This window comes from Ruegeria arenilitoris (genome assembly GCF_013030985.1).
GTDB lineage: Bacteria > Pseudomonadota > Alphaproteobacteria > Rhodobacterales > Rhodobacteraceae > Ruegeria > Ruegeria arenilitoris_B.
Window position 1 is genome coordinate 60,162 of sequence record NZ_WPYP01000011.1, and the last position, 13,604, is coordinate 73,765.

A 13,604-nucleotide genomic window follows, 5' to 3' on the forward strand; every position below is an offset into this window, starting at 1 on the left:
AAGGTCTCAGTACCGAGCTGGTTCAATACGCTTTATTAGGCAAGAAAATGTCTCAGTATGATTGAGTTCAGCAGGTCTCCACTTTTAGATAGCGTTGCTGCTTGGCTGATGGGGTGCGGTCTTCGCGATACTAAGGCCGAGGATGTAGTGCAAGGCTTTGGCAACCGTCTGGTTTCCGCTGGTGTCCCTGTAGCTCGGATCAACGTCGGGGGCATGGTCCTGCACCCAATTTTTGGCGCCTTGAATGTGCTTTGGACGGTCCGCGACGACCAAGCCAAGGTCGAACTAACGCCCAGAGACCAGCTTGCGACACCTGGATTCCGCAATACACCTTTTTTCGATTTGGCGCATAACGGCGGTTCCTATAGGCGTTACAAGTTGGAGGATGGGTCGGTCGAGACCAGTTTTCCGATCCTGGAAGACCTTCGTTCAGATGGTGCAACGGATTACCTGGTTCAATTTGAAAGCTATCATCGCGACGACGCTAGCCGCTGGTCGGATTTTCCGCCCGGAATGGAGGGCGTTATGATGTCGGTTTCTACACGACGTATAGGCGGATTTAGCGACTCTGAAATCAACTATATCCGAGCACTCATGCCTGCCCTTGCGCTGGTTATAAAAAACGCTCAATCGCGCATTCTTGCGCAAGGTCTCATGGATGCCTATCTAGGAAGCTACTCTGGAAACCGTGTCCTTGAAGGCGTAATCGAGCGCGGCGATGGAGGGGCAATCGACTGTATTTTGTTTTATTGCGACCTTAGAAACTCCAGTCGGATGGCAGAAGACATGCCATTGAATAGATATCTTGCGTTAATTAACGACTATTTCGATTGCACGGCCGGAGCAGTAGAAGATCACGGCGGTGAAATCCTTAAATTTATCGGCGACGCGGTTATGGCAATCTTCCCAGTGGACGAAAAGTCGAGGCCGGCAGTCGACATGAGCCGCGCTGCATTGTCTTCAGTGTTGGAGAGCTTAGCTCGCGCGAGGGAAAAAAACATCACCTGGCAAAAGCACGGCGGCAGAATTGAATTTGGAATTGCCTTACATCGGGGTTCCGTAATGTATGGAAACGTCGGCACGGAACGTAGGCTGGATTTCACCACGATTGGCCCGGCGGTAAACCAAGTCAATCGGCTTGAGGGACTGTGTAAGTCTCTAAAAACACCTTTGGTAATGTCCTCGGAATTCGCAGCGGATGTTGCAACGCGGCTTGAGCCCTTGGGACAACACCAGTTAGCAGGTATGTCACAAACAACACAGGTCTTTACGCTTCCAGAGTTCGCACCACCGGTCGATAAAAGTAGCTCAATCAATCGATCCAAATGAACGATTTGTTTGATCTTAAGTTAGTCATTTCGGTTTTCTGCAACAAATAATGAACGACTGCTTTGTCCGCACAGCCGACGTTTAGCCAGCTTCACCCGTAATCAGGACAGGATTGTAAGACGCGCGGCACCGACTGATTTCAGAAGATCCTGAACACACGATCGAAAACTCGCGACTTTCCACAAAAAAACAGCGGCCCGAGGGGGCCGCTGTTTTCTGTTTCTATACCGTACCGGATCAGTCCAGCGTGCGGGTGACTTCTTCGCGCTCGAAGATTTCGATCACGTCGCCTGCGCGGATATCGTCGTAGTTTTCGAACGCCATACCGCATTCCTGACCCGACTGAACCTCGGCCACTTCGTCCTTGAAACGCTTCAGCGTCTTCAGCGTGCCTTCGTGGATCACCACGTTGTCGCGCAGCAGGCGGACACCTGCGGAACGGCGGGCAACGCCTTCGGTGACCAGACAGCCGGCAACCTTGCCAACACCGGTAACCTTGAAGACTTCGCGGATCTCGGCGTAACCGATGAACTTCTCACGGATCTCAGCGCTCAGCAGGCCAGAGGCGGCGGCTTTCACGTCGTCCACAAGGTCATAGATTACCGAGTAATAGCGGATCTCCACACCCTTCTGGTTCGCGGTGTTCCGTGCCGATGCGTTGGCACGGACGTTAAAGCCCATGATCGGTGCGCCGGACGCTTCGGCCAGACCGACATCCGTCTCGGTGATCGCACCCACGCCCGAGTGCAGCACACGCACGCGCACTTCGTCGTTGCCAATCTTTTCCATCGCCTGAACGATGGCCTCGGCGGAACCCTGTACGTCAGCTTTGACGAGGATCGGCAGCTCGGCCACGTTCTCGTCTTCCTTGGCCTTCTGCATCAGCTGCTCAAGGGTGGTCGCGGCACCGGCGGCGGCGCGTTTGTCCTTGGCGGCCTGCTCACGATAAGCGGCGATCTCACGGGCCTGCGCTTCAGTCTCGGTCACGTTCAGAACGTCACCGGCCTCGGGCGTGCCGTTGAGACCCAGAACCTCGACCGGAACCGAGGGGCCAGCTTCCTGGACGCGTTCGCCCTTGTCGTTGATCAGCGCACGGACCTTACCGTATTGCTCACCCACAACGAAGATATCGCCCTGACGCAACGTGCCGTTCTGAACCAGAACGGTGGCCACGGGACCGCGGCCCACGTCCAGCTGCGCCTCGATCACGGCACCTTGGGCGGCGCGGTCGGGGTTGGCTTTCAGCTCCAGAATCTCGGCCTGCAGCGCGATGGCTTCCAGCAGCTCGTCCAGACCCTGACCGGTGACGGCGGAGACTTCGACGTCCTGAACCTCGCCCGACATTTTCTCGACGATCACTTCATGCTGCAGCAGATCGGTGCGGACCTTGTCCGGGTTTGCGTCCGGCTTGTCGACTTTGTTGATCGCCACGATCATCGGCACTTCGGCCGCCTTGGCGTGGTTGATCGCCTCGATCGTCTGCGGCATCACCGCGTCATCCGCAGCAACAACCAGAACAACGATGTCCGTGACCTGAGCCCCGCGCGAACGCATCGAGGTAAAGGCCGCGTGACCCGGCGTATCCAGGAAGGTCAGCGTGGTGCCGCCATCGGTTTTCACCTGATAGGCGCCGATATGCTGAGTGATGCCACCGGCCTCACCTGCCACAACGCGTGCGTCGCGGATCGCATCCAGCAGCGAGGTCTTACCGTGGTCAACGTGACCCATGATGGTAATGACCGGCGGACGCGGCTGCAGATCTTCCTCGCTGTCTTCGACCTCTTTGATGACGTCTTCAACATCCGAATCGGATACGCGGGTGACCTTGTGGCCAAATTCTTCGATGATCAGCTCGGCGGTGTCAGCATCGATGGTCTGGTTCTGCGTCACCATCATGCCCATCTGCATCAGCGCCTTGACGACATCAGCCACACGCTCGGCCATACGGTTGGCCAGTTCCGAGACCATGATCGCCTCGGGCAGCTGAACGTCGCGGATGACCTTTTCCCGCTCGACCGGGCCGCCCATGGCTTTCTGACGCGCACGCTCCTGCTTGCGTTTCATCGACGCCATCGAGCGTTGACGGTTGCCTTCGCCACCGGTGGCCTGACCCAATGTCAGCTTGCCCGAGCGGCGGTTGTCGTCACGACCCTTGCCACGGCCACGCTGTTCGCGTTCGCGATCCTGCTTGCGCGGAGCGGCGGCGGGCGCCGGCTTGCTGGCCGGTGCACGGGCGGCTTTGGGTTCTTCGGGGGCCGGGGCGGCAGCAGCGCGTTTGGCGGCTTCTTCTGCCTCTTTGCGCTTGCGTTCTTCCTCTTCGGCCTTCTGACGTGCGCGTTCTTCAGCCTCACGCTGTTCGCGTTCCTTGGCTTCCTGCTCGGCACGGCGACGGGCGCGTTCTTCTTCACGCGCCTTTTCGGCAGCCTCGCGGGCGGCGGCCTCTTCGGCCTCGCGCGCTTTGGCGGCCTGCAGCGCCTTCATCCGGCGGGCCATTTCCGCGTCGGAAATCCCGGCAGGGCGGCGCGACGGATCACCCGAGGGCGTTGCTCCGCCACCCGGTTTGCCGGCGCCCGGCTTGGGAACCACCACGCGCTTGCGTTTGGTTTCCACCACGACATTCTTGGTACGTCCGTGGCTGAAACTCTGTTTCACATTTCCGGGGCGTGCCCCGCCACGAAGACCCAATGTCTTTTTGCCGTCATTATCGCTCATAAAGCTTCTTACCCTTCCGCGCGGCCCCTGCCGCCGTCATCCGTTTCGCGCAAGCCACGCAGGCGCTGCGCTTCCTCTACAACACGTTTGGCGAGTCCACCAGAGGCCAAGGCCGCATGAATCACCGTTTGGCGTCCAAATGCCTGTCCCAACTCGTCCGCAGTGAGCCATCCGATGTATTTTCCGAAGTGCGGCGTGCTGAGTTTCGACTTGCCGCGCCCCGATCCATCGATGGCCTGAATCAGCACCTGGGCCTCTTCCCGGTCCAGCCACGTCTTGACCTTTTCATATCCGGCAACTGCGTCACCGGACTTGCGCGCAAGGCTCAGCAACTCGATCACCCGGCGCGCAACCTGCTTTTCGACCTCGTCCACCAGGTCCTGCGGCACGCTTACTTGCGCCTTGAACCCGCGGGCGAACAGCTTCTTGCCCACGGCCTTGTCCAGTGCAGCGCGATCCGCCGCCACATAGACCCCGCGCCCCGGCAGTTTCGCCGCGACATCCGGAAAGACCTGACCGTCCGGCCCCGTCACAAAGCGGATCAGCCCGTATTTAGGCTGAATCTCGCCCGTGGCGATGCACTTGCGCTCAGGTCCTTCGGACCGATCCTTATGGACGCCACCGCGACCCATGTGTGCCACCCGAGGCCCTGAGATCAGGCCTCGGCCTCCTCTTCAGCAATTTCGCCGTCTTCTTCGGCCTGCTCCAACTCGGCCGGATCGACCCAGCCCAGCATGATGCGGGCGGTCATGACCAGATCCTGCGCCTCTTCAAGCGTCACGCCGAAGGGCTCCAGTACACCATCATCCTTGATGCGTTCGCCATCGACCGTGGTCCAGCCACCGGCCAGTTCCCAGTCGGCGCAGGTTGCGAAGTCTTCCAGGGTCTTCACATCGTCCTTGGCCAGCGCCTCTACCATCTGGGGTGTCAGGCCTTCGAATTCAATAAGGCTATCCTCGGCGCCCAGAGAGCGGGCCGCATCCAATGCCGCCTTGGCCTGTGCTTCCAGGAATTCCCGTGCGCGGGTCTGCAGCTCTTGCGCGGTGCCTTCGTCGACGCCGTCGATCACCAGCAGTTCGTCGAGCTCGACATAGGCGACCTCTTCGAGGTTGGTGAAGCCTTCCGACACCAGCAGCTGCGCGAAGAACTCGTCCAGATCGAGGCTGTCCATGAACAGCTTGGTGCGGGCTTCGAATTCTTTCTGACGGCGCGCCGATTCTTCGGCCTCGGTCATGATATCAATGTCCAGACCGGTCAGCTGACTGGCCAAGCGCACGTTCTGACCACGACGGCCAATGGCGAGGCTCAGCTGCTCCTCGGGCACCACGACTTCGATCTTGCCGGCTTCTTCGTCCAGAACCACCTTGGAAACCTCGGCGGGCTGCAGCGCGTTCACCAGGAAGGTCGGCTGGTCTTCGTTCCACGGGATGATGTCGATTTTTTCGCCCTGCAGTTCGTTAACAACGGCCTGCACGCGGCTGCCGCGCATACCAACGCAGGCGCCGACGGGATCAATCGAACCGTCATAGGAAATCACGGCGATCTTGGCGCGCGATCCGGGGTCACGGGCCACGGCCTTGACCTCGATGATGCCGTCATAGATTTCCGGCACTTCCATCTTGAACAGCTCGGCCATGAATTCCGGCGCGGTGCGCGACAGGAAGATCTGGTGGCCACGGACCTCGCGGCGAACTTCCTTGATGTACGCGCGCACACGGTCGTTCGGGCGATAGCTTTCGCGACCGATCTTGTCATTGCGGCGCAGAACGGCCTCGGCCCCGCCCAGATCGACGATGACATTGCCGAACTCTTCGCGTTTGACCGCACCGTTGATGATGGTACCGGCGCGATCCTTGAATTCCTCGTACTGACGATCACGTTCGGCTTCGCGCACCTTTTGCAGGATCACCTGCTTGGCGGACTGGGCAGCAATACGGCCCATTTCAACCGGCGGCACTTCTTCGACGAAGACGTCACCAACTTCGGGCGATTCCATATACTGTTTCGCCTGCTCGACGGTCATCTCGGCCTGGTAGTTTTCCAGCTCATCATCTTCGACAACGGTGCGGACGCGGGTAAAGGTTGCCTTGCCGGTCTTGCGGTCGATCGAGACGCGAATGTCCATCTCGGCGCCGTAACGGCTCTTGGCGGCACGGGCGAGCGATTCTTCCATCGCTTCGACGACCAGACCGGGGTCGATCATCTTTTCGCGGGCCACGGCCTCGGCGGTCTGCAGCAGCTCCAGCTGGTTGGCTGAGGTGATTGCCATCAGTTCGTCTCCTCTTCGGACCCTTCGGTCTCAATCTCGTCGAAAGCGTTTTCGTTCAGGGCACCGGCGTCCTTGCGCTGGCGCAGCATTTCCTTGATCAGGTCATCGGTCAGGACCAGCTTGGCGTCGCTCAGCCAGTCGAATTGCAGACCGATGGTAATCGTCTCAGCCCCCTCGGGGATGTTGATCAGAACCTCATCCCCTTCGATCCCGGCCAGTTCACCCTTAAAGCGGCGTCGGCCGTCGATCAGCTCGGCGGTCTCGATCTTGGCCTCATACCCTTCGAATGTCTCAAAGTCCTTGAGACGGGTCAGAGGGCGGTCGATGCCGGGGCTGGACACTTCCAGCGTGTAGGCATCAAGGATCGGGTCCTCGACATCCAGCGTGGCGCTGACCGCGTTGGAAATCTCGGCGCAGTCATCCACTTCGATGCCGCCATCGGGCTTGTCGGCCATGATCTGCAGCGTGGTCTGCTTACCGCTCATCAGGCGGATGCGGACGAGCTCGTACCCCAGATCCTCGATCACGGGGGTGATGATCTCGGCCAGTCGCCGGTCAATGGCGGCTTTGGCAATAAGGTCGTTTGTCATCAGGTTCTCTACCCTTCAGCCGGGCACAAAAAAACGGGCGCGCGGCCCGTCGAACTTTCCGGTGGAGCCCCGGACCGAAGCCCGACACGCCGCTGTTGAAACTGCATATACGCAGGGTTTACCGAAACTGCAACCCCCGGCACGAGTCGTGAACGAATTTACGCCCGCCACCACCGCTCGGCAATGCGCCCGTCGTCCAGTGCGCGTCTTGCCCCGATCTGGCGCGGCATACCCACCTGCGGGGCTACGGCCAGCGCCACATCCGATTCGCTGGGGTGGTACCGCAGACCGCGCTGGCCTTTCAGATCATCGCCTTCGGGCAGGGCCGCCACATCTACATAGCCGTCCCGCAACGCCTCGGCCCGGACGCGGGCATCCGGGATGACAATGATTTCGAACGTGTCGGCCCACCCGGCGGTGCCGTCCTTGTAATGCCCGGCAACCTTGCGGCCCAGGAAATTGCGATCATCCTCGGCCCGTTCGACACGATAACAACCGGTGCCATTGGCCGCGTGCAGAGGCGTCACGCCCTGACCCTCGCGCGTGATGACAAAGCGGTTGTCGGCCAACAGGAAAGGCAGGCCCGGATTGGCCTCGGCCAGTTCCAGCCGCACCGAGTCGGGCGTCAGCGCCTCGGCCCGTCCGACCTCGCGCAGCACCGAGACCACATCAGCCACGTCCAAAACCGTGCCATCGTGGAACGCCACGTCGCTGCGCAGGTCAAAACGCCAGACGCACGCGTCGGCATCGGTCTGCCAGCCGGTTGCCAGTTCACCGCGCAGGGTGCCGTCGGGCGCAATCTCGGTCAGGGTATCGAACACGGCCCCTCGGGCCACCTGTTCCAGACTGTCATCGCGCGGCACCGCAAGGCGCAGCGTGCCACCTTTCTTGGGCGTATCCGCCAACGAGGCCCCGGTCGCCGCCAGCAACGCAGCGGCAGCACCCGAGGCAAATAATGCGCGGCGGTCAATCCGGGTCATGCCACCCCCTCGGCCACGCGGTCCATGATCCGGACCAGTTCGGCGCTGATACCGGGTTCGGACAAGGCGTGGCCTGCGTTGCGCACCATTCTCAGGTCGGCGTTGGGCCAGCGTTCCGCCAAATTCCAGGCGGCCTGCGGCGGGCAGATCATGTCATAGCGCCCCTGCACGATATGGCCGGGGATATGGGCGATCTTCTCGACCTGATCCAGAATCTGCCCGTCTTTCTCAAGGAAGGCACCGTTGATGAAATAGTGATTCTCAAGCCGCGCAAAGGCACGCGCATATTCGCCGGGGCTTTCCCCTGTTGCGCCGTTGGTGTGAATCGACGCCAGCGCATTTTCCCATGCCGACCACGCACGCGCGTACAGGATTTCCGTTGCGCGATCCCCTGAGAACAGGCGCTTGTTGTAAGCCCCGATGGTGTCGGACAGCTCTTCCTCGGTCAGCAGAGCAGTGAATTTCGCCCATGGTTCGGGCCAGAACTTGCCCGCGCCGCCGCCATAGAACCAGTCCAGCTCAGACTTGGTGGCCAGAAACACACCGCGCAGCACCAGGCGATTGACGCGGTCTGGATGCGCCTGCGCATAGACCAGTGCCAGAGTCGCGCCCCAGCTGCCGCCGAACACGGTCCAATCCTCGATATCCAGCAAGGTCCGCAACCGCTCGATATCAGCGACCAGATGCCACGTCGTGTTGTCGGTCACTGACGCGTGCGGCCGCGACCGGCCACAGCCGCGCTGATCGAACAGAATCACCCGAAAGACGGCCGGGTCGAAATACCGCCGCATCGCCGGGCTGCAGCCGCCGCCCGGCCCACCATGCAGCACGACCACCGGCTTGCCGTTGGGATTGCCGCATTGTTCCATATAGATACGGTGCCCGTCGCCCACATCGACCATGCGCTGATCGAAAGGATCGATCGGCGGGTACAGATATTGAACTGCGCGCTTTTGGTCCGGGTACTTGTCCATTATGGGCCTATATAGTCCTTAAACGTAAAAGAGCATACGGAGACAGGAATGCAAGCGCATCCGAACACGGTGGACCCTTCCGAGATCGCAAAATTCGAAGCGATGGCGGCCGAGTGGTGGGACCCTCATGGGAAATTCAAGCCCCTGCACATGCTGAATCCGTGCCGTCTGGACTATATCACACAACAGATTGCGGGCGAATTTGACCGTGATCTGAAGGCGCCGCGCCCGTTCGAGGGCTTGCGACTGCTGGATATCGGCTGTGGTGGCGGGTTGCTGAGCGAACCGATGGCGCGTCTTGGGGCCACGGTCGTCGGAGCCGACGCCGCCGAAGGCAACCTGCCCGTCGCCCGCATCCATGCCGAGCAATCGGGGCTGGAAATCGACTACCGCCACACCACCGCCGAAGACATGGCCGCTGCGGGCGAGCAATTCGACGTGGTTCTGAACATGGAGGTGGTCGAACACGTCGCCGACCCGGCGGGATTTTTGACCGCATCACAACACTTGCTGAAACCGGGCGGTTTGCTGATCTGCTCGACCATCAACCGCAACCCGAAATCCTATGCGATGGCGATTTTCGGGGCCGAGGTCGTCATGCGCTGGCTGCCGCGCGGTACGCATGAATGGAACAAGTTCATCACGCCTGATGAGCTGTTTGACCTGCTGCGCCAGGCCGGGCTGGACCCGGTGGACCGTAAGGGATTCGTGTTCAACCCGATCCTGTGGAGCTGGTCGATCTCGGACCGGGATCTGAGCGTGAATTATGTGACGGCGAGTGTGAAGCCGGGGTGAGTTTGGGTAATCACACCCGTCCTAAGCATTCTCAGCAAACCGGCACTCTTGAGCATTGAAGCCTGTCACGCCTGCAGACTTGAATGCAGAGTACAATTCATCTGATGCGATCAAGAATTGCGTCAGCCTCTTCTCGATCCAAAGGTGCCGGTTTAACACAACGCTTCGACGCCATTTCAGACGCGGCGGGCGCGCTTTCACAGCCAGAGAGTGTATCTCTGCAATACTTCCGTCTTTGCGGCGCAGCTTTCTGTGCCATTCAGCTACGTCAGACTCTTCAATAACAATGGCACCATCCAAGACATTTTCTGCCCCCAATTGGAAGCGAAAGAACTCTCCTCCAATTCCGAAGCGAAAAAATGGCGGCTCGGTTTGGAATGAACGATAAGGGCGACCAGTCACAGGCTTGCCATTTCGGGTAACAATTGTGTCGTGGAACTGGTGCGTCGATGGTTCGAGTTCCTCAATCAATCGACGAGCCGTTTCTCCTACGTAGATATCGGTATAGCAATAGTTCGCAAACTCTGGCAGAGGATTAGGCGCTTCCCAGATGTCAAGCCGGAACGGAAGCAGTTCGGGCGGAACATCGGCAACAAAACCCGATAAGCAATGTGAATCAATCGGATTGTACTCGTTTGAGTAGCCGCCCTCTAAACCTAAACGAATGTTGGCAGATTGAACGTCTAGTATCCAAGGCATAACTTAATTTCCTGCTCGCCGGTCACTCGTCAGCTTCTCAAACTCTTCCGAGACCTACTGAACCGTGTTGTTTCAATCCGTTAAGCCCTATTCACCCTCAAGCTGCAACCGCAAATCCCGCAACACGGGCAGCGTGCTGCGGACGCGCTCCAGCCCCAGCTCTCCGACCACGCGGTTGATCAGAGGGGCAATAGATGAAATCGCCTGATCCCGCGCCCTGCGACCGGCGGGGCTGATCGCGACCATCTTGCGGCGGGCGTCGTCCCAGTCGGGGCGGATGTGGATGTATCCGGCCCATTCCAGCTTGGCCAGGGTGTTGGTCATCGCCCCGCGCGTGACGTGGAAAGTGCTGGCCAATTGCGCCGGGGTGCGCTCGTCGCCCACAAACACCAGATGGTTCAGCACCGAGAAATGCGAGATTTCCATGCCCTTGGGCAGCACCCGGCTCAGCCGGTTCCGCAACAGTTGGTCGGCGGTCAGGATCTCGCTGAATAGCGTGACCGCAAGGGCATTGTGTTCGTCAGTCATGTCTCGGTTCTGGGTCAGGGCCCGTCGAAAGGCCGCACGTGAGTCAGTGAGGGCACGCGACGGCGCGCCTCTGTCACAGAACTATCATCCAAATCGAAAAAGTGAATGCCCGGATCGGTGCCTGCGTCGATGACGACCTCTCCCCACGGGGCCACGACCATGCTGTGACCATAAGTATGGCGCGTCTTGCCGCGGGTTTTCGGATGCGTGCCGGTCTGTGCGGGCGCCAGCACCCAACAGCTGTTTTCAATCGCCCGGGCGCGCAGCAGAGATTGCCAATGGGCCGCGCCGGTCACCGGCGAAAACGCCGCCGGGACGGTCAGGATACGCGCGCCCGCGTGCGCCAAGGCCGCATAAAGATGCGGGAACCGGATGTCATAACAGATGGTCATGCCGACCGCGCCGAAATCGGTCGTGGCCAGCACCGCCCGGTCGCCGGGGCGGTAGTTCTTGGATTCGCGGAAGGTCTCGGACTCTGACACTTGCACATCGAACATATGTATCTTGTCGTACCGCGCCACGATCTGCCCCCGCGGGTCGACCATGAAAGAGCGATTGCCAAAGCGCCCGTCAGCATCGTGGGTTTTGATCCCCAATGAGCCGATCAGCAGCCACACGCCCAGCGCTGCGGCCTGATCTCGCAGTCCCGCCAGCGTCTGGTCATCTTCTTCATGCTGCAAAACCTCGCGCTGCCGTGTCGTGCTGGTGGATACGCAGTTCGTCACCTCGGGCGTCAGGATGAACCGCGCGCCCTGCCCGGCGGCCTCGGCCATCATGGCGCGCACGGTTGCCAGGTTTTCGGCCGGATCATCCGACGAGGTGAGTTGCAGCAGCGCGGTTTTCATCAGGCCGCCAGCAGGCGATCCAGCTTGCCCTGGCGCTCCAGCTCATAGAGATCATCGCAGCCGCCCACATGTTCGGTGCCGATGAATATTTGCGGCACGGTGCGTTTGCCGCCCGCGCGCTGAATCATCTCGGGCTTGCGTTTGGGGTGCAGCAAGACGTCGATCTCTTTGAATTCGACGCCTTTCTGTTTCAGCAGCCGCTTGGCCGCGTGGCAATAACCGCATAGCGGCGAGGTGTAGAGTTCTACCGGCTTCATATTCCGTCCCTTCGGGTTTCGCGCAATCCTGAGCGAATTAGGCATCCTTGGCAACGCGCGCCAGTACCAACACGAAAATATGATTTGCTCCCGCGGCAAGGCAGACACGGGCACAAGCCGCCAGCGTTGCGCCCGAGGTCATCACGTCATCCACCAACAGAACATCACGCCCCTGCATCCGGTTACACCGTTTGGGATGCGCTACAATGGCGTCCGACAATGTCTCAGCCCGTTCCGCAGCGGTTTTGCCATCCAGAACCGGAGTCCGCACCCGTCGCACCAGCAAGTCCGGACACACGTCCTTCCCGGTCTGCCGCCCCAGATGCTGAGCAAGCAGCGCCGACTGGTTATAACGTCGTTTCAACAGCCGCGACCAATGCAGGGGTACCGGAGCAATCAGCATGTCGTCACGGAACAACTCTCGCCCGGCCTGCGCCATCCAGCGGGCCGCCGGTTTCGCCAACTCCGGCCTGTCCCCATGCTTCAACGCCAGAATCAGGGACCGCGCCTTACCGTCATACAAAAGCGCCGCGCGCCCGTCCTGCCAGGGGCGGGGCGCCTTCATGCAGTCATCACACTCGATCCGGTGGCCATCCGCCTCACCCGGCAGGGGCACGCCACAGCATTCGCACACCACCCCACCAATAAAGGGCGTGTCGCGCCAGCATTGGCCACACAGGCCGAAATCCTGTTCGGTCAGATCGCCGCATCCCAGGCAGCGCGGTGGATAGATCAGTTGAACAGCGGTTTGAATCCGCTGCCACATGCGATAATTGCGCCCTATGAAGCTGCCTGACTCCAACGCACCCTCTCTGTTCGACCACCTGGCCCTGACCCGGCACCGCGCCCGCGCGCAGGATGACGCGCTGTTTCTGCACCACGCCGCCGTGGACGAGGTGCAGGATCGGCTCTCCATGGTTAACAAAACCTTTACGGCGCCCGCAGTGGTGACGCCGTTTGCGCAGATTTGGCAGGATGTGCTGCCCGGAGCACAGATCATCGCAGATGATGACGTACTGGACCTGACACCCGGCGCACATGATCTGGTCATACACGCCATGGCGTTGCATTGGGCCAATGATCCTGTGGGGCAGCTGATCCAATGCCACCGCGCCCTGCGTCCCGACGGGCTGCTGCTGGTGGTCTGCCTGGGTGGAGAGACCCTGCACGAGTTGCGAGCCGCACTTGGGCAGGCCGAGATCGAAGTTGCCGGCGGCCTCAGCCCGCGCATCGCGCCTATGGCCGAGCTTCGCGATCTGGGCGGTTTGCTGCAACGGGCGGGGCTCGCTCTGCCGGTCGCCGACACCGCGCGCCTGACGGCGGAATATCGCGACCTGACCCACCTGATGCGCGATCTTCGGGCGATGGGAGAGACCAACAGCCTGTCGGGCCGCGTGAAACACCCAACAAGACGGCAGGTCTTTGCCCGGGCGCAGCAGATCTATGCCGACCACTTCACCACGCCTCAGGGCCGTCTGGCCGCCACGTTCGAGCTGATCTGCCTGACCGGCTGGTCGCCGGACGAAAGCCAACAGAAACCCCTACGCCCGGGATCGGCCAAAGCACGTCTTGCCGATGCACTGGGTGCAAAAGAAGGCAAACTGCCCGATTGACGACCGGGTTTTT

General features: G+C 60.4%; 14 protein-coding genes. 3 read left to right on the forward strand and 11 right to left on the reverse strand.

Translation table 11 applies throughout. The features are described 5' to 3' along the window. The first annotated feature begins 57 nt into the window (after nt 1-57). On the forward strand, nt 58-1,329 hold the full coding sequence (locus tag GOX88_RS19395) for an adenylate/guanylate cyclase domain-containing protein (RefSeq protein WP_170405754.1): 1,272 nt from the start codon (nt 58-60) through the stop codon (nt 1,327-1,329). Nucleotides 1,330-1,566: 237 nt separating this feature from the next. On the opposite strand, the gene infB is transcribed toward GOX88_RS19395, so the two are convergent. The 6 genes from infB to pip all read right to left on the reverse strand — a co-directional run bounded on the left by infB (nt 1,567) and on the right by pip (nt 8,854). Beyond that, the gene (gene infB, locus GOX88_RS19400; protein ID WP_170405757.1) at nt 1,567-4,041 is read right to left on the reverse strand and encodes a translation initiation factor IF-2; all 2,475 of its coding nucleotides are present in this window, start codon (nt 4,039-4,041) and stop codon (nt 1,567-1,569) included. 8 nt (nt 4,042-4,049) lie between these two features. After that, nucleotides 4,050-4,673, reverse strand: coding sequence for an RNA-binding protein (locus tag GOX88_RS19405; RefSeq protein ID WP_170405760.1), 624 nt, complete (start codon nt 4,671-4,673; stop codon nt 4,050-4,052). A gap of 23 nt (nt 4,674-4,696) precedes the next feature. Beyond that, the gene (nusA, locus tag GOX88_RS19410; RefSeq protein ID WP_170405762.1) at nt 4,697-6,310 is read right to left on the reverse strand and encodes a transcription termination factor NusA; all 1,614 of its coding nucleotides are present in this window, start codon (nt 6,308-6,310) and stop codon (nt 4,697-4,699) included. Next, nucleotides 6,310-6,900, reverse strand: a complete 591-nt coding sequence (rimP, locus tag GOX88_RS19415) for a ribosome maturation factor RimP (RefSeq protein WP_170334691.1) — start codon at nt 6,898-6,900, stop codon at nt 6,310-6,312. The genes nusA and rimP overlap by 1 nt, the downstream gene beginning before the upstream one ends. A gap of 158 nt (nt 6,901-7,058) precedes the next feature. Next, nucleotides 7,059-7,880 carry an ABC transporter substrate-binding protein gene (locus GOX88_RS19420; protein ID WP_170405765.1) on the reverse strand — a complete coding sequence of 274 codons (822 nt, stop codon included), beginning with the start codon at nt 7,878-7,880 and terminating at the stop codon, nt 7,059-7,061. Beyond that, on the reverse strand, nt 7,877-8,854 hold the full coding sequence (pip, locus tag GOX88_RS19425; RefSeq protein WP_170405768.1) for a prolyl aminopeptidase: 978 nt from the start codon (nt 8,852-8,854) through the stop codon (nt 7,877-7,879). Before pip ends, GOX88_RS19420 begins: the two co-directional genes overlap by 4 nt. Before the next feature lie 48 nt (nt 8,855-8,902). Between pip and ubiG the strand changes: the two genes are divergently transcribed. Next, a complete protein-coding gene (ubiG, locus tag GOX88_RS19430) occupies nt 8,903-9,649 on the forward strand; it encodes a bifunctional 2-polyprenyl-6-hydroxyphenol methylase/3-demethylubiquinol 3-O-methyltransferase UbiG (protein ID WP_170405771.1) in 747 nt (248 codons plus the stop codon). 21 nt (nt 9,650-9,670) lie between these two features. Here ubiG and GOX88_RS19435 read toward each other — a convergent pair whose 3' ends face one another. The 5 genes from GOX88_RS19435 to GOX88_RS19455 all read right to left on the reverse strand — a co-directional run bounded on the left by GOX88_RS19435 (nt 9,671) and on the right by GOX88_RS19455 (nt 12,744). Continuing rightward, nucleotides 9,671-10,348 (reverse strand): hypothetical protein, encoded by a 678-nt coding sequence (locus GOX88_RS19435; RefSeq protein ID WP_170405774.1) that lies wholly within the window; start codon nt 10,346-10,348, stop codon nt 9,671-9,673. A gap of 87 nt (nt 10,349-10,435) precedes the next feature. Further along, complete coding sequence (locus GOX88_RS19440) at nt 10,436-10,876, reverse strand: MarR family winged helix-turn-helix transcriptional regulator (protein ID WP_170327795.1); 441 nt, start codon at nt 10,874-10,876, stop codon at nt 10,436-10,438. A 14-nt stretch (nt 10,877-10,890) separates the two neighbouring features. Next, nucleotides 10,891-11,721 (reverse strand): carbon-nitrogen hydrolase family protein, encoded by an 831-nt coding sequence (locus GOX88_RS19445; RefSeq protein WP_170405777.1) that lies wholly within the window; start codon nt 11,719-11,721, stop codon nt 10,891-10,893. Then, nucleotides 11,721-11,978 carry a glutaredoxin 3 gene (gene grxC / locus GOX88_RS19450; RefSeq protein WP_170327797.1) on the reverse strand — a complete coding sequence of 86 codons (258 nt, stop codon included), beginning with the start codon at nt 11,976-11,978 and terminating at the stop codon, nt 11,721-11,723. Before grxC ends, GOX88_RS19445 begins: the two co-directional genes overlap by 1 nt. A 37-nt stretch (nt 11,979-12,015) precedes the next feature. After that, nucleotides 12,016-12,744 (reverse strand): ComF family protein, encoded by a 729-nt coding sequence (locus GOX88_RS19455; protein WP_170405780.1) that lies wholly within the window; start codon nt 12,742-12,744, stop codon nt 12,016-12,018. A gap of 16 nt (nt 12,745-12,760) precedes the next feature. Between GOX88_RS19455 and GOX88_RS19460 the strand changes: the two genes are divergently transcribed. Then, nucleotides 12,761-13,591, forward strand: coding sequence for a methyltransferase domain-containing protein (locus GOX88_RS19460; protein ID WP_170405782.1), 831 nt, complete (start codon nt 12,761-12,763; stop codon nt 13,589-13,591). Nucleotides 13,592-13,604 lie beyond the last annotated feature (13 nt).

Coding starts and splice junctions, on each gene's coding strand:
- ubiG (WP_170405771.1), top strand. CDS start 8,903: ATGCAAGCGCATCCGAACACGGTGGACCCTTCCGAGATCGCAAAATTC.
- infB (WP_170405757.1), bottom strand. CDS start 4,041: ATGAGCGATAATGACGGCAAAAAGACATTGGGTCTTCGTGGCGGGGCA.
- GOX88_RS19445 (WP_170405777.1), bottom strand. CDS start 11,721: ATGAAAACCGCGCTGCTGCAACTCACCTCGTCGGATGATCCGGCCGAA.
- grxC (WP_170327797.1), bottom strand. CDS start 11,978: ATGAAGCCGGTAGAACTCTACACCTCGCCGCTATGCGGTTATTGCCAC.
- GOX88_RS19405 (WP_170405760.1), bottom strand. CDS start 4,673: ATGGGTCGCGGTGGCGTCCATAAGGATCGGTCCGAAGGACCTGAGCGC.
- GOX88_RS19460 (WP_170405782.1), top strand. CDS start 12,761: ATGAAGCTGCCTGACTCCAACGCACCCTCTCTGTTCGACCACCTGGCC.
- nusA (WP_170405762.1), bottom strand. CDS start 6,310: ATGGCAATCACCTCAGCCAACCAGCTGGAGCTGCTGCAGACCGCCGAG.
- rimP (WP_170334691.1), bottom strand. CDS start 6,900: ATGACAAACGACCTTATTGCCAAAGCCGCCATTGACCGGCGACTGGCC.
- GOX88_RS19420 (WP_170405765.1), bottom strand. CDS start 7,880: ATGACCCGGATTGACCGCCGCGCATTATTTGCCTCGGGTGCTGCCGCT.
- GOX88_RS19455 (WP_170405780.1), bottom strand. CDS start 12,744: ATGTGGCAGCGGATTCAAACCGCTGTTCAACTGATCTATCCACCGCGC.
- GOX88_RS19440 (WP_170327795.1), bottom strand. CDS start 10,876: ATGACTGACGAACACAATGCCCTTGCGGTCACGCTATTCAGCGAGATC.
- GOX88_RS19435 (WP_170405774.1), bottom strand. CDS start 10,348: ATGCCTTGGATACTAGACGTTCAATCTGCCAACATTCGTTTAGGTTTA.
- pip (WP_170405768.1), bottom strand. CDS start 8,854: ATGGACAAGTACCCGGACCAAAAGCGCGCAGTTCAATATCTGTACCCG.
- GOX88_RS19395 (WP_170405754.1), top strand. CDS start 58: ATGATTGAGTTCAGCAGGTCTCCACTTTTAGATAGCGTTGCTGCTTGG.